This is a genomic window from Azospirillum sp. BE72 (assembly GCF_031455875.1).
GTDB lineage: Bacteria > Pseudomonadota > Alphaproteobacteria > Azospirillales > Azospirillaceae > Azospirillum.
The window spans coordinates 108098-134729 of the sequence record NZ_JAVDTO010000006.1 but is presented as its reverse complement, the minus strand read 5'-3'; the positions used below and the strand labels follow the sequence as shown (position 1 = coordinate 134729).

Annotated in this window: 29 protein-coding genes; 16 read left to right on the top strand and 13 right to left on the bottom strand. The window is 68.4% G+C overall.

The features are described 5' to 3' along the window. Nucleotides 1-307 precede the first annotated feature (307 nt). The 13 genes from J2Y49_RS18010 to fabG are packed head-to-tail and all read left to right on the top strand — an operon-like array spanning nt 308 to nt 11651. Nucleotides 308-583 (top strand): phosphopantetheine-binding protein, encoded by a 276-nt coding sequence (locus tag J2Y49_RS18010; RefSeq protein WP_149224164.1) that lies wholly within the window; start codon nt 308-310, stop codon nt 581-583. Then, on the top strand, nt 583-1239 hold the full coding sequence (locus tag J2Y49_RS18005; protein ID WP_310116241.1) for a hypothetical protein: 657 nt from the start codon (nt 583-585) through the stop codon (nt 1237-1239). The genes J2Y49_RS18010 and J2Y49_RS18005 overlap by 1 nt, the downstream gene beginning before the upstream one ends. A 25-nt stretch (nt 1240-1264) precedes the next feature. Then, nucleotides 1265-2629: an AMP-binding protein gene (locus tag J2Y49_RS18000; protein WP_310116240.1), complete on the top strand. Its 1365-nt coding sequence runs from the start codon at nt 1265-1267 to the stop codon at nt 2627-2629. Nucleotides 2630-2640: 11 nt separating this feature from the next. Further along, a complete protein-coding gene (locus tag J2Y49_RS17995; protein WP_310116239.1) occupies nt 2641-2934 on the top strand; it encodes a hypothetical protein in 294 nt (97 codons plus the stop codon). After that, entirely contained in the window at nt 2931-3893 is a 963-nt protein-coding gene (locus J2Y49_RS17990) for a hypothetical protein (protein WP_310116238.1), read from the top strand. The genes J2Y49_RS17995 and J2Y49_RS17990 overlap by 4 nt, the downstream gene beginning before the upstream one ends. Beyond that, complete coding sequence (locus tag J2Y49_RS17985; RefSeq protein ID WP_310116237.1) at nt 3877-4491, top strand: LolA-related protein; 615 nt, start codon at nt 3877-3879, stop codon at nt 4489-4491. The genes J2Y49_RS17990 and J2Y49_RS17985 overlap by 17 nt, the downstream gene beginning before the upstream one ends. Then, on the top strand, nt 4488-6860 hold the full coding sequence (locus J2Y49_RS17980; RefSeq protein WP_310116236.1) for an MMPL family transporter: 2373 nt from the start codon (nt 4488-4490) through the stop codon (nt 6858-6860). Before J2Y49_RS17985 ends, J2Y49_RS17980 begins: the two co-directional genes overlap by 4 nt. Then, nucleotides 6853-7677 carry a polysaccharide deacetylase family protein gene (locus tag J2Y49_RS17975; RefSeq protein ID WP_310116235.1) on the top strand — a complete coding sequence of 275 codons (825 nt, stop codon included), beginning with the start codon at nt 6853-6855 and terminating at the stop codon, nt 7675-7677. The genes J2Y49_RS17980 and J2Y49_RS17975 overlap by 8 nt, the downstream gene beginning before the upstream one ends. Next, nucleotides 7670-8449 (top strand): class I SAM-dependent methyltransferase, encoded by a 780-nt coding sequence (locus J2Y49_RS17970; protein WP_310116234.1) that lies wholly within the window; start codon nt 7670-7672, stop codon nt 8447-8449. Before J2Y49_RS17975 ends, J2Y49_RS17970 begins: the two co-directional genes overlap by 8 nt. 40 nt (nt 8450-8489) lie before the next feature. Continuing rightward, nucleotides 8490-9683, top strand: coding sequence for a beta-ketoacyl-[acyl-carrier-protein] synthase family protein (locus J2Y49_RS17965; RefSeq protein ID WP_310116233.1), 1194 nt, complete (start codon nt 8490-8492; stop codon nt 9681-9683). Further along, nucleotides 9683-10492, top strand: a complete 810-nt coding sequence (locus J2Y49_RS17960; protein WP_310116232.1) for a beta-ketoacyl synthase chain length factor — start codon at nt 9683-9685, stop codon at nt 10490-10492. The genes J2Y49_RS17965 and J2Y49_RS17960 overlap by 1 nt, the downstream gene beginning before the upstream one ends. Continuing rightward, nucleotides 10486-10935, top strand: coding sequence for a phosphotransferase (locus J2Y49_RS17955; protein WP_310116231.1), 450 nt, complete (start codon nt 10486-10488; stop codon nt 10933-10935). Before J2Y49_RS17960 ends, J2Y49_RS17955 begins: the two co-directional genes overlap by 7 nt. Continuing rightward, on the top strand, nt 10932-11651 hold the full coding sequence (gene fabG / locus J2Y49_RS17950; RefSeq protein ID WP_310116230.1) for a 3-oxoacyl-ACP reductase FabG: 720 nt from the start codon (nt 10932-10934) through the stop codon (nt 11649-11651). Before J2Y49_RS17955 ends, fabG begins: the two co-directional genes overlap by 4 nt. Here fabG and J2Y49_RS17945 read toward each other — a convergent pair. The 3 genes from J2Y49_RS17945 to J2Y49_RS17935 are packed head-to-tail and all read right to left on the bottom strand — an operon-like array spanning nt 11632 to nt 14455. Then, nucleotides 11632-12417 (bottom strand): glycosyltransferase family 2 protein, encoded by a 786-nt coding sequence (locus J2Y49_RS17945; RefSeq protein ID WP_310116229.1) that lies wholly within the window; start codon nt 12415-12417, stop codon nt 11632-11634. The two genes, fabG and J2Y49_RS17945, sit on opposite strands and share 20 nt — an antisense overlap. Next, a complete protein-coding gene (locus tag J2Y49_RS17940; protein WP_310116228.1) occupies nt 12414-13196 on the bottom strand; it encodes a lysophospholipid acyltransferase family protein in 783 nt (260 codons plus the stop codon). The genes J2Y49_RS17945 and J2Y49_RS17940 overlap by 4 nt, the downstream gene beginning before the upstream one ends. Continuing rightward, on the bottom strand, nt 13145-14455 hold the full coding sequence (locus J2Y49_RS17935) for an NAD(P)/FAD-dependent oxidoreductase (RefSeq protein ID WP_310116227.1): 1311 nt from the start codon (nt 14453-14455) through the stop codon (nt 13145-13147). Before J2Y49_RS17935 ends, J2Y49_RS17940 begins: the two co-directional genes overlap by 52 nt. A 427-nt stretch (nt 14456-14882) precedes the next feature. Here J2Y49_RS17935 and J2Y49_RS17930 point away from each other — a divergent pair, with 427 nt between their 5' ends. The 3 genes from J2Y49_RS17930 to J2Y49_RS17920 all read left to right on the top strand — a co-directional run bounded on the left by J2Y49_RS17930 (nt 14883) and on the right by J2Y49_RS17920 (nt 17163). Beyond that, the gene (locus J2Y49_RS17930; RefSeq protein WP_310116226.1) at nt 14883-15755 is read left to right on the top strand and encodes a MipA/OmpV family protein; all 873 of its coding nucleotides are present in this window, start codon (nt 14883-14885) and stop codon (nt 15753-15755) included. A gap of 32 nt (nt 15756-15787) precedes the next feature. Next, entirely contained in the window at nt 15788-16564 is a 777-nt protein-coding gene (locus J2Y49_RS17925; protein ID WP_310116225.1) for a class I SAM-dependent methyltransferase, read from the top strand. Nucleotides 16565-16707: 143 nt separating this feature from the next. Beyond that, the gene (locus J2Y49_RS17920) at nt 16708-17163 is read left to right on the top strand and encodes a hypothetical protein (protein ID WP_310116224.1); all 456 of its coding nucleotides are present in this window, start codon (nt 16708-16710) and stop codon (nt 17161-17163) included. A gap of 65 nt (nt 17164-17228) precedes the next feature. Here J2Y49_RS17920 and J2Y49_RS17915 read toward each other — a convergent pair whose 3' ends face one another. The 10 genes from J2Y49_RS17915 to J2Y49_RS17870 all read right to left on the bottom strand — a co-directional run bounded on the left by J2Y49_RS17915 (nt 17229) and on the right by J2Y49_RS17870 (nt 26605). After that, a complete protein-coding gene (locus J2Y49_RS17915; RefSeq protein WP_310116223.1) occupies nt 17229-18308 on the bottom strand; it encodes a nickel-dependent hydrogenase large subunit in 1080 nt (359 codons plus the stop codon). 12 nt (nt 18309-18320) lie between these two features. Beyond that, entirely contained in the window at nt 18321-18818 is a 498-nt protein-coding gene (locus tag J2Y49_RS17910; protein ID WP_310116222.1) for an NADH-quinone oxidoreductase subunit C, read from the bottom strand. Further along, entirely contained in the window at nt 18808-19332 is a 525-nt protein-coding gene (locus J2Y49_RS17905) for a 4Fe-4S dicluster domain-containing protein (protein WP_310116221.1), read from the bottom strand. Before J2Y49_RS17905 ends, J2Y49_RS17910 begins: the two co-directional genes overlap by 11 nt. A 13-nt stretch (nt 19333-19345) precedes the next feature. Next, nucleotides 19346-20254, bottom strand: a complete 909-nt coding sequence (locus tag J2Y49_RS17900; RefSeq protein WP_310116220.1) for a complex I subunit 1 family protein — start codon at nt 20252-20254, stop codon at nt 19346-19348. Continuing rightward, complete coding sequence (locus tag J2Y49_RS17895; protein ID WP_310116219.1) at nt 20251-20730, bottom strand: NADH-quinone oxidoreductase subunit NuoB; 480 nt, start codon at nt 20728-20730, stop codon at nt 20251-20253. Before J2Y49_RS17895 ends, J2Y49_RS17900 begins: the two co-directional genes overlap by 4 nt. After that, complete coding sequence (locus J2Y49_RS17890) at nt 20727-21920, bottom strand: proton-conducting transporter membrane subunit (protein ID WP_310116218.1); 1194 nt, start codon at nt 21918-21920, stop codon at nt 20727-20729. Before J2Y49_RS17890 ends, J2Y49_RS17895 begins: the two co-directional genes overlap by 4 nt. 21 nt (nt 21921-21941) lie before the next feature. Next, the gene (locus tag J2Y49_RS17885) at nt 21942-23792 is read right to left on the bottom strand and encodes an NADH-quinone oxidoreductase subunit L (protein WP_310116217.1); all 1851 of its coding nucleotides are present in this window, start codon (nt 23790-23792) and stop codon (nt 21942-21944) included. Nucleotides 23793-23806: 14 nt separating this feature from the next. Beyond that, on the bottom strand, nt 23807-24079 hold the full coding sequence (locus tag J2Y49_RS17880) for a MoaD/ThiS family protein (protein ID WP_310116215.1): 273 nt from the start codon (nt 24077-24079) through the stop codon (nt 23807-23809). Between the two features lie 241 nt (nt 24080-24320). Beyond that, nucleotides 24321-26126, bottom strand: a complete 1806-nt coding sequence (locus J2Y49_RS17875; RefSeq protein WP_310116214.1) for an aldehyde ferredoxin oxidoreductase family protein — start codon at nt 26124-26126, stop codon at nt 24321-24323. A gap of 2 nt (nt 26127-26128) precedes the next feature. Next, entirely contained in the window at nt 26129-26605 is a 477-nt protein-coding gene (locus J2Y49_RS17870; RefSeq protein ID WP_310116213.1) for a 4Fe-4S dicluster domain-containing protein, read from the bottom strand. Nucleotides 26606-26632: the final 27 nt, after the last annotated feature.

Sequence of the window (26632 nt, the reverse complement as noted above, 5' to 3'; positions counted from 1 at the left end):
CCGTGCCGCCGGATGGAACAGTGAACAGAGGGCGGAAAACTGTTCCACGGTGTTTCAAATGTTCAGCCGGCCCCGGTATCGGCAACCCTACCGAGCGGCCCCGAGACACATCGCTGCAAAGAAAATCAATCTTTAACAAAACAAATTGATCACTCCGAAATAATGATGGCATCACTTCGGGTGCGTGGCTATCGTGACTCCTGAAATTGCGAATCCTGGGACTCAAATACGGTTTTCTACACCCTCGGATTATATCGAAAGGGGTAGAATAGTTCGAGAGTCACAGGCGTTGCTTTAGCGAGGCATAATGAGTGACTTGAAGACCATGTCTCCCGCCGAACTCGATCTGGCGACGCTGATCGTGAATACCCTGACGCTGGAAACCACCCCGGAGGACATCGACCCGGACGCCGCCCTGTACGGCGAAGGGCTGGGGCTCGATTCGATCGACATCCTGGAAGTGGCGCTCGCCGTCTCCAAGACCTACGGGGTGAAGCTGCGGGCGGATGACGAGAACAACACCCGGATCTTCTCCTCGCTGCGCACGCTGAACGACCACATTCAACAGCTCAAAGCCGCCTGATGCCGGACGTCGCGGCCCAGGCCCGGGGAGGCGGCAGAAGCGCGCTCGCGGTCGGCGCCGGCCTGTCGCTGTTCGCCCTCTACCCCCTGCTGGTCCATGGCGCCATCGTCGCCGACCTGGATGCCGACACCGCCATGGCCCTGGCGCTGGTCCAGGCCACCGTGACCGGCGTGGCGGTCAGCCGTGCCGCTCCCCGATACCGCTGGGTGGCGCTGGCCGCCGCCATCGCCCTGCTGTGCCTGTCCTGGCGCTCCGCCCGCGACGGGCTTCTGGCGGCCTCTGCGGTCAGCCACGCCACCATCTATGTCGGCCTGCTGGTCCTGTTCGGCCGCACCCTGCTGGCCGGGCGGGAGCCGCTGATCACTTGGATCGCGCGACGCATCCGCGGGACCTTGACCGACGAGATGCTGGTCTACACCCGCCGCGTCACCATCGCCTGGTGCCTGTTCTTCGCCGGACAGCTGGCGATGTCGGCCCTGTTGTTCCGCCTCGCCCCCGATACGGTGTGGTCCTTCTTCATCAACGTGCTGGACCTGCCGCTGGTGGCGGCGATGTTCCTGGCCGAATACGCCTGCCGGCTGCGGAAATTCCGCAACCACTCCCACGGCTCCATCGCGGATGTCGTCCGCGTCTTTTCGGAGCGGCCAAATCCATGAAGGCCAGAACGACGACGGTCCTGCCATGACGATGCTGTCCACCACCCGCCTGCCTTTGATCCGGCACGGCAGTCCCGACGATCTGTTTGCCTGGCACGACGGCCGGCCGGTGACGGTGCGGGGTTATCTCGCCGCGGTGCGCGATCTGGCCCGCCGCCTGCCCGACGGCGGCTTCGTGCTGAACCTGTGCGGCGACCGGCTGGGCTTCGTCGTCGGGCTGGGTGCCGCGCTGCTGCGCCGTCAGGTCAGCCTGCTGCCACCCAACGACACGCCGGCCACCCTGCGCCAACTGGAGGAAAGCTACCCCGGCCTCGTCTGCCTGACCGATGCGGGCGCCGACTATCCCGGCATGACCCGCATCGAAGCGCTGCCGCCGGGCGGGCTCGACCGCCTGTCCGCCGCCGCATTGCCATTCGACGACGATCTCGCCTTCCCGGCCGATCAGGTCGCCGCCATCGCCTTCACCTCCGGCTCCACCGGCCGGCCGATGCCCCAGGTCAAGAGCTGGGGAACGCTGGTCCGCAGCGTCCATGGCGCCGGAACCGCACTCGGGATCGCCGGGCTGGGCTCCGCCGGTCTGGTCGGGACCGTGCCGCATCAGCACATGTACGGGCTGGAATCGGTCGCCCTGCTGGCCCTGCAGCATGGGCTGGTGCTCCATGCCGGCCGCCCGCTGTTCCCGGCCGACATCGCCGCCTGCCTCGGCGCCTTCCCCGACCGCCGCATCCTGGTGACCACGCCGGTCCACCTGCAGGCTTTGCTCGGCGACGGCACCGCCCTGCCGCCGCTCGACCTGATTCTCTGCGCCACCGCCCCGCTCGCCCCGCAGCTGGCCATCGACGCGGAGGCCAAGCTGGGCGCGCCGCTGCACGAGATTTACGGCTGTTCGGAGACCGGTCAGGTCGCCGTCCGACGCACCAGCGCCACGGCGGAGTGGCTGTGCATCGACGGCATCCGCCTGCGCCAGGACGAGCAGGGCAGTTGGGCATCGGGTGACTTCCTGGACGGCGAGACCCTGCTGGCCGACGTGATCGAGCTGAAGAGCGACACCCGCTTCATCCTGCACGGACGCTCCGCCGATCAGGTCAACATCGCCGGCAAGCGCAGTTCGCTCGCCTTCCTCAACCACCATCTGAACTCGGTGGAGGGGGTGAAGGACGGCGTCTTCTTCATGCCGAATGAGGGGGAGAGCGGGACCACCCGCCTCGCCGCGCTGGTGGTGGCGCCGGGTCTGAACGCCGAGACGCTGCTGGCCTCCTTGCGCGAGCGGATCGACCCGATCTTCCTGCCGCGCCCGCTGCGCTTCGTCGACGCCCTGCCGCGCAACCCGACCGGCAAGCTGCCGCGGGAAGCGTTGTTGCGGATGCTCGACATCCCCCAACGCGACTAGGTGCCGCCGCCGTGCCTCATCAGACCGACATCGGGTTCCCCGCCGACCACCCCACCGCCGCCGGGCATTTCCCCGGCAATCCGGTCATTCCCGGAGCCGTGCTGCTCGACACCGCCTTGACCGCCATCGCCGCGGCGGAGGGGCGCCAATCCGGCCCCTGCCGCCTGCGCTCGGCCAAGTTCCTGCACCCGGTGCGGCCGGGTGACCGAATGCTGCTCGAATGGCAGGGCGCACCATCCGGCGGCATCGCCTTCACCGGCAGCGTCGCAGGTCGTCCCGTCATGACCGGAAGCGTGACCTCATGAAGCTTCCCCTGCGCGCGAAGCCGGCAGCGGACGCCGCGGCCTCCCCCATCGCCCCGCCGCCGCCCCGCCGCCGCCGCAAGGAGTGGATGAACCGGCCGGAACGCAGCACGACGGCGGCGATCAAGTTCATCGTCTGGGTGGCTCTGCGGCTCGGCCGGCGGGCGGCGAGGCTGCTGCTCTACCCGATCTGCCTCTATTTCGTGCTGTTCTCGCGCAAGCCGCGCGTGGCCTCGGCGCTGTTCCTGTCCAAGGCGCTGGGCCGGGCGCCCGGCTTCGGCGACCTGTTCCGCCACTATCACGTTTTCGCCGCCTGCCTGCTCGACCGCGTTTTCTTCCTGAACGACCAGTCCGACGATTTCGACATCCGCGTCCATGGCGAGGACATCGTCATCGACCTGATGGAGCGGGGGGAGGGTTGCCTGCTGCTCGGCGCCCATATGGGCAGCTTCGAGGCGATCCGCATGCTGGGCCACCGTCAGCAGGACCTGCGCGTCAGCCTGGTGATGTACGAGGAGAACGCGCGCAAGATCAATTCGGTGCTCAACGCCATCAACCCGCTGCTGTCGATGGAGGTGATCGGGCTCGGCCGGCCGGATTCGATGATGCGCGTGCGCGAACGGCTGGACCAGGGCCATTTCGTCGGCATGCTGGCCGACCGCACCCTGGACGGGGAGGAGGAGGTCCGCCTGCCCTTCCTGGGCCAGCCGGCCGGCTTCGCGTTGGGTCCGTTCCAGCTGGCGGCGATGTTGAAGCGGCCGGTGGTGCTGATGGTCGGGATCTATCAGGGCGGTCGGCGCTACGACGTCCATTTCGAACGGATCGCCGACTTCTCCGATGTGCCGGTGCAGGACCGTCCCGGTCTGGTGCGCTGGGCCGCAGGCCGCTTCGCCGACCGGCTGGAGCATTACGCCCGCTCCCACCCCTACAACTGGTTCAATTTCTATGATTTCTGGAAATAGACCGGGCCGGCGCCTGCCCCGGCGCCTGATTGCTGCCGGGCTGGCCGTCATGCTGTCGGCCGGTGCCGTGCCGGCCAGGGCGGCGGAGCCCTGGGGTCTGGAGGACCTGTTCGCCCGTTTCGCCGCGATCGGCAGCTCCAACGCCCGCTTCGTCGAGATGCGCGAGGTCAGCCTGCTGAACGCGCCGATGGAGAGCAGCGGCACGCTGACCTACCGGCGGCCGGATTTCCTGGAAAAGCGCACGCTTCAACCCCAGTCGGAAAGCCTGCGGCTGGAGGGCGACCGGCTGACGCTGACCCAGGCCGATGGAGCATCGCGCACTCTGTCGGTGTCCTCCATGCCGGAAATCCAGACCTATGTGGAGAGCATCCGCGCGACCCTGCGCGGCGACGTGCCCGCCATCATGCGCTTCTACGAGGTTGCGCTGGACGGCACGGTGCAGGAGTGGCGCATGCAGCTGACCCCGCGGGCCGCGGAAGCGCGCGCTACCGTGCAGCGCATCGTCATCGCCGGTCGGGAGGCGACGATCCGCCGGATCGAGATTCTCCATGCCGACGGCGACCGCTCGATCATGACCATCCAGCCGGACCCCGCATGACCGGTGCGGTGCGACGGGGCGGATGGGGGGCCGGATGGGGCATCGCGCTGTGGCTGGCCGGGCTGATCGCCTGCGGGCTGCTGGTGGCGCGCACTCCCGTCACCGCCGACCTCTCCGCCTTCCTTCCCCGCTCGCCGTCCCCGACCCAGCAATTGCTGGTCGACCAGCTGCGCGACGGCGTCGTCTCCCGCCTGATCCTCGTTGCGATAGAGGGCGACGCCCCGGACCGATTGACCGGCCTCAGCCGCGACCTCGCCGCCCGGCTGCGCGGCAACCCGCTGGTCGCGGCGGTGGAGAATGGCGAGCGGAGCGGGCGTGGCGCCGACGGTGCCTATCTCTGGACCAACCGCTATCTGCTGAGCCCCGCCGTTACGCCCGACCGCTTCACCGCCGACGGGCTGCGGCAGGCCTTGCAGAACGACCTGCGCCTTCTGCAGTCTCCGGCAGGGATGTTCCTGAAACAGGCATTGCCGGCAGATCCCACCGCCGAAATCCTGCGCCTGACCGACCGGATGCTGGAGGGCACCGGCGGCCCGGCCAGCCGTGACGGGGTATGGGTTTCGGCCGACGGGGCACGGGCGCTGCTGCTGGTGCAGACGACCGCCCCCGGCTTCGATCTCGACGCCCAACAGAAGACGCTGGATTTCATGCGCAGCGCGTTCGATCAGGTTCGTGGGGCGGAGGGAACCGCGCGGCTGGTGATGACCGGGCCGGCGGTCTTCTCCGTCCAGACGCGAGACCGGATCGAAGCGGATGCGACCCGCGCCTCCATCGTCGCGACCCTGCTGGTGGCCGGAATTCTGCTGCTGGTCTACCGATCCTTGCGCGTCCTTGCGCTGTCGCTGCTGCCGGCGGCAAGCGGCGCGCTGGCCGGCGTGGCGGCGGTCGGGCTCGGCTTCGGCACGGTGCAAGGCATCACGCTGGGCTTCGGCGTGACCCTGCTGGGCGAGAGCGTCGATTACGCCATCTATCTCTTCACCCAGACCCAGCCGGGCTACCCGGCACGGCGGACGTTGCTGCGCATCTGGCCGACGCTTCTGCTGGGGGTCGCGACCTCCATCGTCGGTTTCGGAGCGATGCTGGTCTCCAGCTTCAGCGGGCTGGCACAGCTCGGTCTCTTCTCCATCACCGGGCTGCTGGTGGCGTTGGCCGTCACCCGCTGGGTGCTGCCGACCCTGTTGCCGGAGGGATACTCGACGGAGCGGCCGGCACGGCTGGCACCGGTGCTGACCGCCCTGACCGGTGCGGCCCCGGCCTTGCGCCTGCCGCTCGCCGCCGCGACGCTGCTATCGCTGGCATGGCTGGTCCATCAGGGGCCGGCCGTCTGGTCGGTGGAGCTGTCGAGCCTGAGCCCCATCGCGGAGGCCGACCAGACGCTGGACGAGGCGCTGCGCCGCGATCTCGGCGCGCCGGACGCCAGCCATCTGCTGGTCACCGGCGCCGCCACGGCGGACGAGGCTCTGGCCGCCGCCGAACGGCTGGCCGCCCCGCTGGAAGCGCTGGTCCGCGCCCGCCTGATCGCCGGCTACGACACCCCCGCCCTGACGCTGCCGAGTCAGGCGACCCAGCGCGCGCGCCAAGCCGCCCTGCCGCCGCCCGACACTCTGCGCGCGGCGCTGAACGAAGCGCTGCAGGGCCTACCCTTCCGTCCCGATGCCTTCGCCCCCTTCCTGGCCGATGCGGAAAAGGCCCGGACCATGCCGCTGCTGACCCCGGCCAGCCTGGACGGCACCGGCCTGAAGCTGAAGCTCGACTCGCTGCTGGTCCGCAATGGGGACGGCTGGACCGCCATGCTGCCGTTGCGCGGCGTGACCGACCCGCTGGCCGTTGCCGCCCGGATGACCGGCGAGGAGGCGCGCGGAGCCGTCCTGCTGAACCTGAAGGAGGAATCCGACCACCTCTACCGCACCTACCGGCAGGAGGCGCTGACGCTGGCCTTGCTGGGTGCGGTCGCCATCACGCTGCTGCTGGCGGCGGCGCTGCGATCCCTGCGGTCGCTGGCGGTGGCGGTGATGCCGCTGGCGGCGGCGGTGGTCGTCACCATGGCGCTGCTGACGGCGCTGGGACAGGCGCTGTCGATCTTCCATCTGGTGGGGCTGCTGCTGGTGGTCGGAGTGGGGTCCAACTATTCGCTGCTGTTCGAGCGGCCGGAGCCGTCCGTGGCCTTGCGCGAGCGCACGGTCGCGTCGGTCGCCATCGCCAACCTCTGCACGGTCATCGGCTTCGGCACGCTAGCCTTTTCCGGCATCCCGGTGCTGCGCGGCATCGGCATGACCGTCGCCATCGGCGCCTTCCTCAGCCTCGCCTTCGCCGCGGTGCTAAGCCGGCAGGACACCGCCACGGCACGGGAGGTGGAGGGGCATGCCTGACCCGATGCGCTGGCGCCCGGCCCCCTTGCTGCGGGCATCCGCCCTTCTGCACGTGGCCGCCGCGGCGGGCGTCGCGGCGTCGCCGGCATCCTGGCCCTGGGCGCTGGGAGCGGTGGCGGGCAACCACGCCCTGCTGGGCGCCATCGGGCTTTGGCCGCGCAGCAGCCTGCTCGGCCCCAACCTGCGGCGCCTGCCGGAGGCCAATGCCCGGCTTGGTCAGGTCGGCCTCTGCTTCGACGACGGCCCCGATCCGCAAGTGACGCCCGCCGTCCTCGACCTGCTCGACCGCACGGGCGCCCGCGCCAGCTTCTTCTGCATCGCCGACCGCGCCGCCCGCCATCCCGCCCTGGTCGAGGCCATCGTCCGTCGCGGCCACACGGTGGAGAACCACAGCTGGCACCATCCCCACCGTTTCGCCGCCATGGGCATCCGCGCGATCCGGCGCGAGGTGGGGGAAGCGCAAACGATCCTCACCGATCTCGCCGGCCGGCCGCCAAGCTTCTTCAAGCCGCCGGCGGGATTGCGCAATCCCCTGCTCGATCCCGTCCTCGCCGGACTCGGCCTGCGTCTGGCGACCTGGACCCGGCGCGGCTTCGATGCGGTGCGGCGCGACCCGATGGCAGTCGAGCGGCGCCTGCTCCGCGGGCTCGGCTCCGGGGACCTGCTGATGCTGCATGACGGTTCCGCCGCCCGCGACGCCGACGGTCGGCCGGTGGTTTTGGCGGTGCTGCCGCGCCTGCTCGACAGGCTGGCCGCCCGTGGACTGACAGGCGTATCGCTGGAGGGAGTGGTCCCCGATGGAGAGGAAGATGTCTGAGGCCGTCTTCCGGGAACTGGTGACCGCCGCCGCCCGGCCCTACCGCCCCTGCGGCCGCTACGCTTGGCATTTCGCCAAGGGCAAGCTCGCCGGCGACCCCGTCTTCCGCCACCTGCTGAGCCAGCCGCTGCTTCCCGCCCGCGGCCGTCTGCTCGACCTCGGCTGCGGGCAGGGCGTGCTGACCGCGCTGCTGCGCGCGGCGGCCGAACGGCACGCCTCCGGTGACTGGCCGGCGAACTGGCCGGCCCCGCCCACCGACCTCGCCACCCGGGGGGTGGAACTGTCGGCCCGGCGGGTCCGGATCGCCCGGACGGCGCTGGGCGCGGATGCCGTCAGCCACGGTGACATCCGCAAGGCCGAGCTGCCGCCCAGCGACGCCATCGTCATCCTGGACGTCCTTCTCTATCTGAACCCGGAGGAGCAGGCGGCGGTGCTGGCCCGCTGCACCGAGGCGCTGGCGCCGGGCGGCGTTCTGCTGCTGCGTGAGGCGGATTCCGGCGGCGGCCTGCCATTCCAGATCACCCGATGGGCCGAGCAGGCGGCCTGCGCCGCACGTGGCCAATGGCGGCAAACCCTGACTTACCGCCCTTCGGCCGACTGGCTATTCCTGCTGAACGGGCTGGGCCTGACCGCCACTGCCCTGCCGATGAGCCAGGGTACGCCCTTCGCCAACACCTTGTTCATAGCCCGCCGAAGCAGTGATCCAGTCCATTTTTGCCCTTCCTCGCATGAAATTGCGGGTGCTAGCATTCGGCGGACAATGAAACCGTAGACCGACCATAGACCCGTCCAACATTCATAAGAAAAACATCGTGCAGCCACTTGCCGTAAGCCATATGAGCATCGTCAGCAGCCTTGGCGCTGGGCAGGATGCCACCCTGGATGCTCTGCGCAACGGTCGTGGCGGCCTGAAGCCTTGCAGTTTTGAAACGGTCACGCTCGACACGCACATCGGCGAGGTGGAGGGACTGGACGATCTCCGCCTGCCGGCCGAGCTTGCCGGCTATGAGTGCCGAAACAACCGGCTGGCCGACATGGCATTGTGGCAGGACGGCTTCGCCGAAGCGGTTGCCGCGGCACGGGACCGCTATGGCGCGGACAGGATCGGCGTCTTCCTCGGCACCAGCACCTCCGGGATCCTGTCGGCGGAGTTGGCCTTCCGGGCGCGCGATCCGCAGACCGGGGCCCTGCCCGCCGACTTCAGCTTCGCCACCACCCACAGCACCGGCTCGCTCGCCGACTTCGTCCGCCGCCGCCTGGGGCTGGAGGGACCGGCCTTCGTCGTCTCATCGGCCTGTGCGACCACGTCGAAGGTCTTCGCCAATGCCGCCCGCATGATCGCGGCCGGCCTGTGCGACGCGGCGGTGGTCGGCGGGGCCGACAGCCTGTGCCTGACCACGCTCTATGGTTTCCATTCGCTGGAGTTGGTCTCCCCCACCCCCTGCCGGCCGTTCGACGCGCAGCGCAGCGGCGTCTCGCTGGGTGAAGGCGCCGGCTTCGCCCTGCTGGAGCGCGCGTCCTCCAATCCGGCGCCGGGAAGCGTCCATCTGCTGGGGGCCGGCGAAAGCAACGACGCCCACCACATGTCCACCCCGCACCCGGAAGGGCTGGGCGCGCGGCTGGCGATGGAGCGGGCGCTGGCCGATGCCGGCTTGCAGCCGGGGGACATCGACTACGTCAACCTGCACGGTACCGCGACCACCTATGGCGACGCGGCGGAAGATCGCGCGATCACGGAGTTGCTCGGCACCCGCACCCCGGTCAGTTCGACCAAGGGCTACACCGGCCACACGCTGGGTGCCGCCGGCATCGTCGAGGCGATCGTCAGCATTCTGGCCCTGCGCACCGGGATGATCCCCGGCAGTCCGCAGACCCGCACTCTCGATCCCGCCCTGCGCAGCCGCTACCTCCAGGCCAACGAAACCGGACGGATGGACCGCGTGATGACCAATTCCTTTGGTTTCGGCGGCAGCAACAGCAGCCTGATCTTCGGGTGGGCCGCCTGATGCGGGTCCATGTCGAAGGCATCGGCCTGCTCGGCCCCGGCTTGGCCGGCTGGGCGGCTTCGCGCGCCATCCTCACCGGCGACAGCCCCTATGTGGCGACGCCGACCATACTGAGTGCCAGCCCCCTCCTGCCCCCGGCCGAGCGGCGGCGCAGCGTGCCAACCGTCAAGCTCGCCATGGCGGTGGGCGCGGAGGCGATGGAGCAGGCAGGCCGCGATCCCGCGACCGTCGCCACCGTCTTCGCCTCCTCCAGCGGCGATCCCGACACCCTGCACCAGATTCTGGAAACGCTGGCGACGGAGGAGCGCGACATCTCGCCGACGCGCTTCCACAACTCCGTCCACAATGCCCCGGCCGGCTATTGGAGCATCGCCACCCGCTCGCGCGAGCCCTCCACCAGCCTGTCGGCCCATGACGAGAGCTTCCAGGCCGGCTTGCTGGAGGCGGCGGCGGAGGTGGTGGCCGACGGCTGGACCGTCGGGCTGATCACCTACGACCTGCCCTATCCGGAGCCGCTGAACAGGGCCCGCCCTATCGCCGGGAGCTTCGGCACCGCGCTGGTCCTGACGCGTACGCCGACCGACCGCTGCCTTGCCTGCCTGGACATCGACATCGTGCGGGAGGACGAACCGGTCACCCGCATGGCCGACATCGGGCTGGAGGCGCTGCGGACCGGCAACCCGACCGCCCGCGCCCTGCCGCTGCTGTCGGCGCTGGCGCGCGTCTGTGCGGGCGGCGGCCCCGAGACGGTGGTGCTGGACCTGCCGCCCGGCGGACGGGTGGTGATCCGGGTGGGTTCTCCATGCTGATGACGCGCGAGGCGTTGGCGGCCCTCATTCCCCACGCCGGCGCCATGTGCCTGCTGGACGGCGTGCTGTCCTGGGACGACAGCCGCATCCGCTGCATCGCCCGCAGCCATCGCGATCCGGACAATCCATTGCGTCATACCGGGCGGCTCGCCGCCCTGTGCGGGGTGGAATACGCCTCCCAGGCGATGGCGGTGCATGGCGGGCTGACGGGGGGAGGAGCGCGCCCGGCGGCGGGATACCTTGCCAGCCTGCGCGACCTCGCCTGCCACGTCGAACGGCTGGACGATGTGGCCGACGACCTGATCATCGATGCCGAGAACCTGACCGGCGAAGGCAGCCGCGTGATCTACGCCTTCACCATCTCGGCGGGCGGCCGCGAATTGCTGAAGGGCCGGGCGGCGGTGGTGATCGACGCCGGAATCGCGGAATTGGGGGCGGCATGAGACGCGCACTCGTCACCGGCGGCAGCGGGGCTCTGGGGGCTGCGATCTGCAGGGCGCTGGCGGCGGACGGCTGCCATGTGCTGGTCCACGCCAACGGCGCCGCCGACCGCGCCGCGGCGTTGGCGGCGGAGATCACCGCGGCCGGCGGCTCGGCGGAGCCGCTGGCCTTCGACGTCACCGACGCCGATGCCACCGCCGCCGCACTGGAGCGCGTGCTGGAGGCCGGCCCCATCCAGGTTCTGGTCAACAATGCCGGTATCCATGACGATGCCGTGATGCCGGCCATGCGGCGGGAGCAGTGGAACCGCGTGGTGGACGTGTCGCTCAACGGCTTCTTCAACGTGACGCAACCGCTGCTGATGCCGATGATCGGCACGCGCTGGGGCCGTATCGTCACGCTGTCATCGGTGGCGGCCATCGCCGGCAACCGTGGCCAGACCAACTATGCCGCCGCCAAGGCCGGGCTGCATGGCGCGACGAAGTCGCTGGCGTTGGAACTGGCGCCGCGTGGCATCACCGTCAACGCGGTGGCGCCGGGCATCATCGCCTCGCCAATGGCCGATGCCGCCTTCGACGTCGAAACCGTAAAGCGGATGGTGCCGATGAAGCGTGCCGGCCGGCCGGAGGAGGTGGCGGATCTCGTCGCCTTCCTGGCGTCCGACCGCGCCGCCTACATCTCCGGCCAGATCATCTCGATCAACGGAGGGATGATCTGAGAGGCCGGGAGCGGAGCCGGCGGATCGTCAGCATCGGCAGCCGGCCGATGAAGCCCAGCACAAGCCGCGTGTGCATCCAGGTCAGCAGGGCGTTGTCCCGGACATACTTGAAGTGGGAAACCCCGCCTTCCTCCGGTTTGAAGTAGCGGACGGGTGCCGCCACGTTGATGGTGGGAACACCGAGCCAGCACAGCCGCACCGCCGCCTCCGGATCGAAGTCGAACCGGCGCATCCAGGGATTGCGCCGCATCACCGCCCTCAGCGGCTTGATCGGATAGACGCGGAAGCCGAACAGCGAATCACCGATCCCGCCCCACAGCGTCTCCAGATTGGCCCACCAGTTGGAGATCTTGCGCCCACCCACCCGCAGCCGCGGGGCGGCGGCATCGAACACCGGCTTGCCCAGCACCAGGGTATCGGGGTTTGCCAGCGAAACGCCCTGGAACTGCGGAATGCGGTCGGCCGGATGCTGGCCGTCGGCATCCATGGTCAGCGCATGGGTGAAGCCGCAGCGCTCCGCCTCCTCCAGCCCATGCAGCACGGCTGCCCCCTTGCCACGGTTTGCCGGCAGTTCCAGCACGCGCAGATGCGGGTCGTCGGCGGCCATGGCCCGCAATTCCTCCACCGTACCGTCGGTGCTGCCGTCCACCACCACCCAGACCGGGGCCCAATGCAGGCGCGCGGCCCGTACCGTCTCGAACAGTTTCGGCCCGGTGTTGTAGCTGGGAATCAGGACGAGATGGCTGGATGACGCGTCGGTGATCACAATTCGGACCTGTAGTGGTGTTCCAGTTCGGCGACGAGGCCGCGCACGTCCGTAACCGGATCGAACCGGCGGCCGAGACGGACGGTGTAGACCAGCGGGAAGTCGGGTTTGCGGAACAGCGGCCATCCCTTGCCAAGGAAATTGGTGTTGCTGTCGATGAAGACGGTCTGCACCGGCGCCCCCGCCGTCTTGGCGATCAGCGCGAAGCCGCCCTTCAGCGCATTGACCGGTGCACGCTCGGTGCGGGTTCCCTCAGGGAAAATCAGCAGGTGGTGGCCGGCGCGAACCTCCTGCGCCGCCATCTTGACCAGCGAATTGGGCGCGTCGTTGCGGATGTAGCCGGCCATCCGCGCCCCGCCACCGAGGAAGAGGTTGTCATAGATCTTGGCCTTGGCGATGCAGACCACGTCCGGCAGCCGCGAGATCAGCAGCACGGCATCAAGGATCGACGGATGATTAGGGCAGATCAGCAACCCGCTGTCGCCCTTCAACCCGTCCAGCGCCGACAGATCGGTTCTCAGTACCCCGCAGGCCCGCAACGTGCCTAGATAGAGGCGGAAGCCGGTTTTGATCGCCAGCCGGCCGAGCGGACCGGCGATGCGGCGCGGCAGCAGCGGGCCGATCAGCGCCGCCGTCAGGCTCCAGGCCAGTGACATCAGCCCGAACAGGAACAGCAGGCCATAGAACAGGACATGTTCCCAGACCTGCCGGACTGCGCCGACAAAGGTCAGACGGCGTCGCCCAGGGGCGTCCGCACGTTCTGTCGCCGTTTCCGCCATGCCATGTAGTTCCTTTTCAAGTCCAGCAGGGCGTTCATGTAGTAGATCGCCTTGAATATCTTCAGCCGGGCCTTGATCGGCGACGGACGGAAGACGTCGCCGGCCAGAAGCGACAGCAGCGCCTCCTCCACCCGGAAGACGTTGCGCGGCCCCATGAACAGGTTCCGTAGGGCCGGCGTCGTCACCCTGTAGATGTACCAAGAGAAGGTGCCGATGCCCTGCCGGACGGTCTGTTCGAAATGCTTCAGCACTTGGCTCTGCCGCGCCGGTTCGCGCAGGCAGGCATCGACCGCCTCGGCCCCTTCGAAGGCGCTGGTCATCGCCAGATAGACTCCGGTGGAAAAGACCGGGTCGATGAAGGCGAAGGCGTCGCCCAGCATGACGTATCCCGGCCCCGACATTCGGTCCGCCTGATAGGAGAAGTTGCCGGTCCCCGTCACCGGGCCGGTCAGTTCCGCCCCCTCCAGCCGTTCCGCCAGCGCCGGGCACAGCGCCACCGTGTCCAGGAAGAAGCGGGTCTGGTCTGTCTTGCGCGTCTTGAAGTAATAGGGCCAGCAGACCGCGCCGACGCTGGTGGTGCCGTCCGCCAGCGGAATGAACCAGAACCAGCCATGGTCGAACCAGAAGACGGTGATGTTGCCCTCGGCCTTGCCCGGCAGCCGCCTGGCGCCGGTGAAATGGCCAAACATCGCCGCGCTGTTGTGCTTGGCGTTGCGCCGCTTGATGCCGAAGCGCGAGGCCAGCAGCGTATCGCGGCCCGACGCGTCGACCAGGAAGCGCGTGCGCAGGCTGCGGACGGTGCCGTCGTCCTGCCGGGCGGTGGCGATGGTGCCCTCCGTCCCGCGGATGTCGACATCGGTCACCTTGCAGCCTTCGATGACAGTCGCCCCCTTGGCGGCGGCGTTGCGGATCAGGATGTGGTCGAATTCCGACCGGCGGACCTGGAAGGCATAGGGCTTGGTCTTGTCCCAGGCGTTGGCGAAGTCGAAGGTGACGGCCTTGCCATGGTAGGGCGACACGAACTCCGCTCCGTATTTCAGCATGCCGATCCGCTCCACCTCCTCCAGCACGCCCAACCGCTCCAGCAGGGGCAGATTGCAGGGAAGCAGGGATTCGCCGATGTGGAAACGCGGGTGATGGTCCTTCTCCAGCAGAATCACCCGATGGCCCTTGCCGGCCAGAAGAGCCGCCGCGGTCGATCCGGCCGGACCGCCGCCCACCACCATAACATCGCAATCGTAATCGGAACCGTTCGACATCATCGCCTTTGCGGCCGTTGCCGCTCCCCCGGTAGTTCTGCTTTGGGTTGTTCGATTCCCGATACCCGTTTCCGGCAATGCGACCAGGAGGTCATGCCCTTGTTTTTATCAGACCCCGTCACGGGCGTTCCAGGGACAAAAGCCCGACATGCCCTTTATCCGGGGCATACCCAAAATGATATATCCGCAGCTTCCCGGTATCAGCATCTCCTGTTTGAAGACGCCGCAGCGGCAATATTACGGATCGATTGCACCACCTCCACGCATTGCTCGTGGATTTCCGCCATTGCACTTGGGAAAGCGCAACTAGCTTGATTGGTTACCCATTTCGCGATTTGCAATGCTACTTGCCTGCCGTGCCCGGCGCTTACAAGATGCCGCACGGCCGGAAGGCGGCGAACTCGATCGGGGATGCATGGTACGTGTGTTGACAACGACGCTTGCCGTTGCCGCCTGCGCCCTGCCGGCGATCCTCTGCGCAACGGGGCCAGCCCTTGCCCAGGAATCGGGGACTGAGAACGGCAAGCCGCTGTTCGAGGTCGGCATTGGCGGCGGTGTCGGCTACATCCCCGACTATCCGGCGGCCGACCAGAACCATGTCCAGGCCGCCGCCCTGCCCTACGTCATCTATCGCGGCGACGTGTTCCGCGCCGACCGGAACGGCATCCAGGGACGGCTCTACCGCTCCGACCGCGTGACCTTCGAAGTCAGCCTGGAAGGGGCGCTCGGCTCCTCGGCCGACGACAACCGCGCGCGGCAGGGCATGCCGGACATCGATCTGTTGGGGGAGGTCGGGCCGGCGCTGAAGATCAACCTGCACCGCGACAGGGACAAGCGCGAGCGGATCGACCTGACCCTGCCGGTGCGCAGCGTCTTCTCCACCGACTTCAGCCGCATCAAGTACCGCGGGCTCGTCTTCGCGCCCGACGTCGCCTACAGTAAGGCCGGGCTGATGTCGGGCGACGACCAGTTCCGCCTCGGCCTGGGGCCGATCTTCGCGTCCAGCCATCTGATGGATTATTTCTATCAGGTCGACCCGCAATATGCCCGCCCCGGACGCGACGCCTACGACGCGCGCGCCGGCTATCTGGGCCTGCGCCTGCACAGTTCCCTGGTCGTGCCGGTAACGGACCGCATCTCCGCCTTCGGCGCGGTGCGGGGAGAGCTGTTCTCCGGCGCGGCCAATGACGACAGCCCGCTCTACAAGCGCGCCGTGAACCTGTCGGTCGGAGCCGGCTTCACCGTCTCGCTCTACCGGTCGGACAGCCGGGTCAGCGCGGTGAGCGACATCTTCGACTGACGCTTGGGCCACAACGCGAAGGAGACACCGCCGTGCCGACCGAACCCACCCCGCGCGTCGGCGCCGTTGAACCGCATCCGGTGCTGGACGCCTACTATCGCGACAAGACGCAGCGGCTGCGCTTTGTCCGTGGACTGTTCAACCGGACCGCCCATCATTACGACCGCATCAACACGATCTTCGCGCTCGGCTCCGGCTCCTGGTATCGGGCGCAATGCCTGCGCCGGGCGGGTCTGCGGCCGGGAATGCGGGTGCTCGACGTCGCCATCGGCACCGGACTGGTCGCGCGGGAGGCGGTGGCACTCTGCGGCAGTCCCGACGATGTCATCGGTCTGGACCTGAGCGAAGCGATGCTGGCGGAGGCGCGGCGCAGCCTGTCCATCCCGCTGATCCAGGGCGTGGCGGACGCGCTGCCGCTCGCCGATTCCTGCGTCGACCTGATCACCATGGGCTACGCGCTCCGCCATGTCGGTGACCTCACCGCCACCTTCCGGGAGTTCCGCCGCGTGCTCCGCCCCGGCGGCACGGTGCTGGTGATGGAGATCGGCCGCCCCCGGCGCCCGGTCACCCGGCATCTGATGAACGCCTATCTCGGCATGGTGGTGCCGGCGGTCTCGCGCCTCAGCGGCGGTGGGGAGGAGGGCCGTACGCTGATGCGCTACTACTGGGAAACGATCGACCAATGCGTCGAACCGGAGGTCATCACCACGGCGATGGCCGCCGCCGGGCTGGCGCAGGTCCGCTGCGACACCGACTACGACCTGTTCAAGAACTACACCGGCCGGCGGCAGTCCGACCCCGCAACCTGAAAGCAGGGAAGCAGGCGGATTGCCTGTTGATATTACCCCTCTTTGGCGTTCTTCATCCGCCTTTGCCGATGCCGTCATGGGGTTATCGGACCCATAGTCGCGGGCAGAGGGAATCGACCGGAACAGAACAGGCAGGGACAGACATGGCGGGAAAAGCGACTTGGGCGGCATTGTCGGCGGTGGCGCTGCTGATCGGCTGCGCCGGCCAGCAGCAGGCGTCGACCACCGGCAACGGCACGGCCGCGACGGCATCGGCGGCGCCGTCGACGCCGGGCGGGCGAATGGTGAAATCGCGTGACGGCCGCTATGAGGGTGAGCTGATCGGCACGCCCGCCCCCGGCAGCCGCTTCGCCAAGCTGCAGATCGGCATGACGATGGAAGAGGTATCCACCTTGATCGGCGCGCCGGACAACATGATCCGGCACGAGACCGGCAAGCGCTGGATCCCCTTCTATTTCGGCAACGACGCCCAGCGTCTGCAGGTCATCTACCGCAACGAAGGCTGCCTGACCTACACCGGCGGCAACGTCTTCGGCGGCGGCAGTGCCGAACTGATCCGCATCACCGTCTCACCCCAGGGTGGCTGCCTCGATACCTGATAACGCCGGTCGGCCGGAACCATCTCGACTGAGGCTCTCGAAGGGTGGTTCCGGCTTCTCTCCCGCTACCTGTCGGTGCAGGAGATGCAAGGATCGACGGAGGCCTGGATGATCGACAGGTCGGCCAGCGGCTGCCCCGCCACCATCGCTTCGATGGCCGGGATGTTCACGAAGGACGGCGTACGGATCTTGACCCGCGCCGGGGTGGCCCCGCCTTCCGACGCGACATAGTAGAAGGCCTCGCCGCGCGGCGCCTCGGTGCGGATGGTGGCCTCGCCGGCCGGAATTTCCGGCAATCCCTGCGTCGCCCGCAACGGCCCGGCGGGCAGGGACAGCAGCGCCTCGCGGATCAGGCGGATGCTCTCCACCATCTCCAGCGCCCGCACCACCACCCGCGCCAGCACGTCGCCCTCCGGCCGGACGACGCTTTCAAAGCCGAGGTCGGCATAGGACAGGTAGGGCTGGTCCTTGCGCACGTCGATGTCGAGGCCGGAGGCGCGGGCGACCGGTCCGACCACCGCCCATTCCACCGCCTGCTCCCGGCTCAGCCGGCCGACACCGCGGGTCCGGGCGAGCGCCGTCGGATTTTCGGTGAAGGTCGGAATGACGATTTCCGCCAGCCCCTTGGACAGGGTGTCGAGCGCCGGCAGATACCGCGTCGGATCGGGAATGTCGCGATGGACTCCGCCGATGCAGTTCATGCCGTAATTGACCCGGTTGCCGCTGATCGCCTCCAGCGTGTCCATCACCAGTTCGCGAAGCGTGAAGACCTCCATGAACAGGGAATGGAAGCCGATGTCTTCCGCCCCCACCCCGGCCCACAGCAGATGGGAGTGCAGCCGCTCCAGTTCGGCAATGATGGTGCGGATGTGGGCGGCGCGTTTGGGCACCTCGATCCCGGCGATGGTCTCCGCCGCCATGCAGAAGGTCATGGCATGGGTGTTGGAACAGATGCCGCAGACACGCTCGATCAGGGTGATGACCTCCACCCAGTTGCGCTTCTGCGCCAGCAGCTCGATGCCGCGGAAGCTGAATCCGACCTCGACGGTGGCGCTGTCGATGACCTCGCCGCGGCACTGGACCTTGACCTTGAAGGGCTCTTCCAGCGCCGGGTGATAGGGGCCGAGCGGAAAGCTGTAGGGCATGGCCGGAAACTCCTAGGAACGGGCCGGATCGGTGGCCGAGGGCGAGGCCAGCGGGGAAACAGGCTTGCGCGGGACTTCCGCCGGGCGGCACATCGCCGCGCGCAGGGTGGCCGTGTCGATGCCTTCGGGCCGGATCAGCGGCACCGGGTTGGGATGGCCGGGGAACTCCACCGCGAACAGGTCGCGGATCTCCCGCTCCGCCCAGGACGCCGCGCGGACGGCCGGCGCCAGCGAGGCAAGCGCACCGTTGCGGGTGCAGGTCTTCATGTTGATGACGCGATGCTCGTCGATGTAGTGGTAGATCACCGTCGATTCGGCATCCTCGGCATGCGGGATGGCGGTGACGGTGCCGAGCCGGATGCCGAGGTCCGCCATGGCGGCGGCCATCGCCTCCACTTCCAGCAGCGGGGCATCCACCCACAGGGCGCCGTTGCGTTCGGCGACGCTGCGGACGCCGGGGATCGCCTGCAGCGCATCAGCAAGCCGGCGGGGGGTGCGGTCAGCGGTCATGATGGGCCTCCTCCGCCGGCACGAAGGCGGCGCGCAGCTTCTCGCTCGCCGCCCGGCGCCGGCACTCCGGGCAATAGCCGCGCTCGGCCTCCTCCACGCCCCACAGTGCCTCGATGGTCGCATCGGGCAGCGGCACATGGGCGGCACCGCAGCGGGTACAGGGCTGCAGCCGGATGACGCTTTCAAGCCGCAGTCCATCGCCCGCCGCGCTGTTCGTCGCAACGGGCGCGTCGGCCTGCAGGCTGATCGCTTGCATCGGGCAGTTCTGCGCGCACAGCCCGCAGAAGGAGCACTGGCCGATGAAGAAGTGCCAGGACACCGACACGCCGGGATCCTGGGTGAAGGTGATGGCCTTCGGCGCGCAGACGAAGGCGCAGGTGCCGCAGGCGGTGCAGCGGGCGGCATCATGGGCCAGCGCGCCGCGATAGACCGGCGGCACCTCCGGCATGTCGGCAGGTTCCCGCGTGCGCGAGGGGCGCAACAGGTTGCCGAGGATGGTTTTCAGCATGGCCATGGCGCATCCTCCCTCAACGGACCAGCGTCGCGGCCATGGTGACGGCCGACGCCAGCCCGCCCCAGACCCAGTAGAAGCGGAAGGCCTGCGTCAGCCGCAACCGTGCCGTCGCCGTCGCCAGCAGCGTCACCCCGCCCAGCACCGCGACGCCCGCCGCCAGATAGACCAGCAGGTTGACCAGCGGCCAGGGCGTGGCCGGAATGAAGACCACGGCGAACAGCTCGGTCAGCAGGACCAACTCGACGGCATGGGACAGCTTGAACAGGGCCAGCGGCGGACCGCTGTATTCGATGTGGCTGTCGGCGACGATCTCATGCTCGGCATTGGCGATGGAGAAGGGGTTCAGCTTCATCCGCGCCGGCAGCGCCAGCAGGAAGGTCACCGCCGCCAGCAGATGGACGATCCCATAGGGCGCGGCCTGCAGCGCGCTCATCTGGAAGCTTCCGGCCTCCTGCGCCATTGCGATGATGGCGACCAGGAAGGGAAGGTTGTAGGCCAGCGACAGCAGCGCCTCGCGCATCGCCGCGACCTGCCCGTAGATGGAGCGGCTGACATAGCCGGCCAGCACTTCGCACAGGATCGGCACCTCCATCAGGTACAGCAGCAGCACGACGTCGCCCGGCAGCGACGGCGCCGGGTTGCCGGGCAGCGGCACGATGGCGAGCGCAGCCGTCACCGCCGCCACCGACACCACCGGCAAGGCCAGGAAGATGCCGCGGTTGACGCCGCGGGGGATCACCGTCTCCTTGCCCAGCAGCTTCATGAAGTCGAAGAAGGGCTGGAAGAAGGGCGGTCCCTGCCGCCCCTGCAGCCGCGCCACCAGCTTGCGCATGAACCACAGCTCCAGCCATCCCAGCGGGGCGGCGAGCAGCAGTCCCGGCCAGACGGCGAAGGCGATCAGATAGGACCAGACGGCGTTCATGACAGCCTCCCCCGCCGGCACTCCAGCTGGCTTTTGGTGGCGCCGTCCTCCAGCAGCTTGGCGGCGCGGGCGATGCCGTCCAGGATGGCCTGAGGCCGCGGCGGGCAGCCGGGCACCCAGACGTCGACCGGAACGATGCTGTCGAGGGATTCGCTCAGCACCAGCGGACTGCCGGCGAAGACGTTGCCCGACGCCGGGCAGGACCCCAGCGCCACCACCGCCTTCGGGTTCGGAACCTGCGCATAGATGTCGAGGATGGCCTCGCGAGACCGCAGCGTCAGCGTGCCCGAGATCAGCACGATGTCCGCATGCTTGGGCGTGCCGTGCAGTTCGACTCCCAGCTGTTCGGCGTCGTAGCGCGGGCTCAGCAGGGGCGTGATCTCGATGTCGCAGCCGTTGCAGGACCCGGCGTTCAGGCGGCAGATCCAGGGCGACCGGCGGCGCGAGATCGCGATGACCCGTTCGATCAGGTTCATTTCACACCTTCCGCCGTTTCAGTCGGCAGTGCGGCGACATGGGGATGCGGCTCAGCCGCCGGACGAAGCCCGTTGGGGGCCAACCCGAACAGCACCGGGGCGATGGCGAAGGACAGCAGCACCAAAGCTGCGGCACGCGGCAGCGGCCGCCCGGCGACGGGAGACTCCACCGGCCCCAGCCACACCCGGTGGATGGCGCGGACATAGCAGAGCAGCGCCATTGCGGACGACGCATAGAGCACGGCCAGCAGCAGCGGCCCGCCCAACTCCGCCCCTGCCAGATAAAGCCGCCAATGCCCGATGAAGCCCAGCGTCGGCGGGATGCCGATGAAGCCCAGCGCCCCCAGCATGAAGGCGGCGCTCGCCACCGGCAGCGGGGTGGACAGGCCTCGGTCGTCCAGCGTCACCGCCCGGCCGAGATGCCACTCCGCCGCCCCCACAGCGCCGAACAGCACGATCTTGCCCATCGCGTGGCCCAGGATGCCGAACCACGCCCCGGCCATGCCGTCGGCCCCGCCGGCCACCAGCCCGAACAGCAGATAGCCCATGTCGTCGATGGAGGAGAAGGCCAGCATCGGCTTCAGTTCCCGCTGGGCCAGCGCCAGCAGCGCCGCCCCCAGCAACGACAGCACCGCCAGCCCGATCCACAGCGGCGCGAAATCCACGAAGATCCACGGCGCCGCGTCACGCAGGGCCAGCAGCTCGCAGAAGGCGCCGACATCGACCACCGCGACGATCAGCGCCGTCGTCATCGCCGAAGAGGCGCGGGCGACCGCCGGCAGCCAGAAATAGACCGGCACCAGACCAAGCTTCAGCGCCACGCTGACCAGCAGCAGAGCCACCGCCAGCCTGTCCCACGGCGCGGCCGGGCGCGACGCGCCAAGTTGGATCAACGCCAGCGCCGTCCAGCCGCACAAGGCGGCGAGAGCGACCGCGGTCAGGTATTTGCGGGCGGCGGCGCGGGCCTCAGGCGTCCCGCCGCTCCACACCATGCCCACCGCCAGGAATTCGGCGGCCGAGGCCAGCAGGGTGGCGGCCCAGCCATGTCCGGCCAGCCGGGCGGCGACCGCCAGGGCGACGGTCGCGGCGGCGAAGCGCCACCATCCGCCATTCCCCTGCGGGATCGCACGGGCATAGAGGCCGACGCCGAGCGCGATCGCCAGAAAAAGGGGGATCAGCACCATGTCCATGATGGATGCCTCCGGCTGCGCTCAGACCAGCCACACGCCGGCCAGCGCCGCGACCGCGACGAGACCGATGGCCAGGAGCGGACGATCCTCGAAAACGGCACCTGCCGCGGTCTGCGCCGCACCGGCCGCACGGGTCAGGGCGTGCCAGATCCGCAGGTAGGCGGGATCGGGATCGAGCGAATAGACGGGATGGAAGGCGTGCTCGGCCATCTCGGCGAAGTCGACCGCGCCGGGCCGGTCGCCGGCCGGCAGCGGCTCCCCGCCGGAATAGACCGAGACCAGCCCAGGAGCCGGCGCCTGGGCCAGCCGGTAGACCAGCAGGCCCAGCATGGCCGATGCCAGCACCACCACGCCGCCGACCGTCATCGCGATGCTGCCGCGGTCGGTCAGAATGCCGAGCCAGCTCATCTGCACCGCCCAGTCGAAGCCCAGCGAGCGCACGGCCGGCGCCACCACCGGGACCATCAGCAGCTGCGGCGCCAGCCCGAACAGCAGGCACAGCCCCGCCATGGAGCCCATGCCGGCCAGCATGCTGGGCGACGCGTCGTGGATGTGCTTGCCGAGCAGCGCCTTGGACGGCACGCCGTAGAAGGCATTGACGGTAGCTTTGAGGAAGGAGAAGGCGGTCAGGATGCTGCCGATCCAGCCGACCAGCACCACGACCAGCAGCCCCTTGTCCAGCGCGGCGCCGAACAGCAGCCATTTGGCGACGAATCCGTTGGTCAGCGGCACGCCCGCGATCGACGCGGCGGCGACGATCCACACCTTCGCCGTCCCCGGCATCGCGGTGGCGAGGCCGCCGAGGTCGCGCAGGTCGCGGGTGCCGGTCGCGTGCTGGATGGCGCCGGCGCACATGAACAGCGTGCCTTTGAACAGCGCATGGCTCAGGCAATAGAACAGGCCGGCCGCCAGCCCGAGATCGGTGCCGAGCGCCAGCCCGACGACGATGTAGCCGAGCTGGCTGACGGTGTGGAAGGCCAGCAGCCGCTTCAGATCGGTCTGCGCCATGGCGAAGATGACGCCGACCAGGATGGTGACGCAGCCGACCGCCAGCAGCGGCACCTCCAGCGCGGCCTGCCATTGCCCATCCCCGATCACGTACATGCGGGCGATCAGATAGACGCCCGCCTTGACGTAGCAGGCGGAATGCAGCAGCGCCGACACCGGGGTCGGGGCGTTCATCGCCTCCGGAATCCAGGTGTGCAGCGGGAACATCACCGACTTCGCCATCGCCGCGACGATGAACAGCGCCGCGACGCCGGAGGTGAAGGCCGACCCCACCGCCGGATCGGTCCAGACCAGCGTGCCGGCACGGGAATAGACCAGCACCAGCCCGATCAGGAAGCCGTAGCCCGCCAAGTGGGTGATGACCAGCACCTTGCGGGCGCCGTCGGTCGCCGCCCTCTGATTGTACCAGAAGCCGACCAGACTGTAGGAGCACAGCCCGATCACCTCCCATGCCATATAGGCGCCCAGCATGTCGGCTGCACTTGCCAGCAGAAGCAGTCCGGCGATGAAGACCAGCATGATCGCGTAGAAGCGCGTCGTGCCCTGCTCCTCATGCTCCATGTAGCGGACGGAGAACAGCAGGATGGCGGCGCCGATGCCGGTGCCCATCAGCATGAACAGGATGCCCAGCCCGTCGATGCGCAGGCCGAGGGAGAACGGCCCGTCCCACACCGGCAGCAGCGGCGCCTCCATCGCAATGCCGGCCATGGCGGCGGGCACCAGCGGCAGCGTGGCGAGGAAGGAGGCGAAGACCGTCGCGGTCGCCAGCACGCCCTTGCCGACGGGCGTCAGCAGGCGGGCGAGCAGCAATTGCAGGACGAAGCCGCCAAGCAGAAGAAGAATGGGGAGCGTGATGGAGGTCATGGCCCGCCCCTTTCTCAGCCGCCGGCCAGCGGCGGAAAGATGAAGACGTCTGAATCCGGGGTCAGCGGCGTGTCGAGCCCTTGCAGGCCGCGCACGTCCTGGCCGTTGACCAGGATGATGGCGAAGCCGGCCAGTTCACCGTCCTTCAGGATCCAGCGGGCGAAGTTGGGGCCGTATTCGGCGACCAGATCGCGCAGCAGGTCGCGGACGGTCGGTGCCGGCCGCTCCCGGATCTCGCTGCGTTTCTTGGTGGCTTCGCGCAGCAGCGCGAAATAGGAGACTTTCATGGCACAACTGCCTTCCTGCCGGACCTTCGCAAACGGCCGTCCTGCTCCACGAGAGCCCCTCTCCTCTTGTGGGAGAGGGGTTGGGGTGAGGGGTACAACCTTAAGAACCCGACGGCCTTCGGCCGTTACCCCTCATCCCAACCCTTCTCCCGTAAGGGGAGAAGGGCTTCCAAGCCGAATGCGGCCGTCCCAGGTCCGAATGCACTTGCCAGCTTTTCCTGCCGGCTGCGGCCCGGCGGGATCAAGCCAGCGCCAGGGCGCTCAGCTTCTCCTTGGTCGGAACGCCTTGGGCGTCCCAGCCGCGGGCACCGTAGTAGAGCGGCAACATTTCCGGCAGGCGGCTGACCGCCCCCTTCGATGGGCCGGTCACGATCGGCTCGTTGAGCAAGCGCGGCGGCAGCGTGTCGTCGGCGGCGGTCAGGCCGGCCTTGAGGTTCCACAGCCGCTCCAGGTTCCAGATCCGCTCGCCCGCCTCGATAAAGCTGTCGCCGGTGTAGGCGAAGCCGGTCAGCGCGGTCATCAGTTCGGCGAATTCGGGCGCGCCGATGCCGAAGGTGGTGAACAGGCAGGATCCGCTCGAATCCAGCGCCGCCGTCAGGTTCTGGAACAGGGCCACCAGTTCGGCCTTGCCGTCGATGCTGTCCTTGTCGACCTTCACCGGCACGCCAAGCACTTCGGGGCTGATGGTGTAGCCGCGGACATGGCAGCCGCCGCGGTTGTTGGTGGCATAGTTCAGGCCGATGCCCTGCACCGCGCGCGGGTCGTAGGCCGGCATTTCCTGCTTCTTGACCGTCATCGACAGTTCCGGATGGCCGTAGAGGCTCGCCAGCCGGTAGGAGCCCAGAGCCAGCTTCTTCCCGAAGCCCTGGCCGAGACCGGTCAGCCGCACCGCCTCCACCATCGCGTCGGCGTTGCCGAAGTCGAGATCCAGCCCTTCGGTGTCGTCCCGCGTGATGATGCCGCGATGGAACAGCTCCATGGCACAGGCGACCGTACTGCCCATGGAGATGGTGTCGAGACCGTATTCGTTGCAGTAGTAATTGGCCTTGACCACCGCATCCAGATCGTCGATCCGACAGTCCGGGCCGAAGCCCCAGGCGGTCTCATACTCCGGCCCTTCGCCCTCACCCTTGTATTTGGGGTTGCTGACCTTGGTGGCGCGGCCGCAGGAGATGATGCAGGAGAAGCAGCCCTTCGGCCGCTGCAGCTGGTTGGCCGCCAGCGTCTCGCCGCCCACCTTGTCGGCGGTCGGGAAATGGCCGTCCTGGAAGTTGCCGGTCGGCAACCCGCCCACCGAATTCAGGATGTTGACCAGCACGTTGGTGCCGTAGAGGCGCAGGCCTGTGCCGCCGACCGGATGCTCCTTGATCATGGTGCTGGCCTTGGCGACCGCGGCCAGGAAGGCCTCCTTGTCGGCGACGGTCACGGCGCCGGTGCCGCGCACCACCACCGCCTTCAGGTTCTTGGAACCCATCACCGCGCCGACGCCGGTGCGGCCGGCCGCCCGCTGCATGTCGTTCATGATCGAGGCGATGTAGGACAGCTTCTCGCCCGCCGGGCCGATGCAGGCGATCTTGGCGTCGGCCGCCGTCTCGGCGTTCAGCGCCTCGGTGGTTTCCGGCACGTCCTTGCCCCACAAATGGGCGGCGTCGCGGATTTCCACCTTGTCGTCCTGGATCCACAGATAGACCGGCTTGGCCGCGCGGCCTTCCAGGATCAGCATGTCGTAGCCGGCGTATTTCAGCTCCGGCCCCCAGGCGCCGCCGGAGTTCGACGCGGCGATGGTGCCAGTCAGCGGACCCTTGGTGACGACGTCGTAGCGCCCCGCCGACGGTGCGAAGGTCCCGGTCATCGGTCCGGAGGCGAAGATCAGCTTGTTCGCCGGCGACAGCGGATCCACCGTGGGATCGACCTCGTCATACATGTATTTTGTGCCCAGCCCGCGGGCGCCGATGTAATCGCGCGCCAAGTCGGGCTTCATCGCTTCGGTCGTGATCTTGCCGGTGCCCAAATCGACCCGAAGGATTTTTCCAATCCAGCCATGCATGATCAGACCTCCGCGAAGGCGTTCTTGAGCTTGGCGGCGAAGGAGCGCTTGCGCGCCTGCGCCGAGACGGTGTCCTCGACCCATTCAAGCGCGTGGGTGGGGCAGATTGCCGCGCAGGACGGCGCACCGTCGCAGGTGTCGCATTTCAGGATCTGCAGGCTCTGGAAATCCCAGGACGCGCAGCCGAAGGGGCAGGCCTGCACGCACATCTTGCAGCCGATGCACTTCCCGGCATCCAGCTCCACCTGCCCGTTCGCCGGGTTGCGGTGCATGGCCTTGGGCATGCAGACGGCGACGCAGGCGGGATCCTTGCACTGCTGGCACATCATGGGAACGGAAAAGCCTTCGCGCTCCCACGTATAGACATGGACGCGGGACGCCTTCGGTCGAAAGCTCCCCTCATGCTCCATGGAGCATGCCAGTTCGCAGTTGCGGCATCCGGTGCATTTGTCCGGATGGATCATCAGCATCATGCTCATGGTCGATGACCTCCTCGATACCGTGAC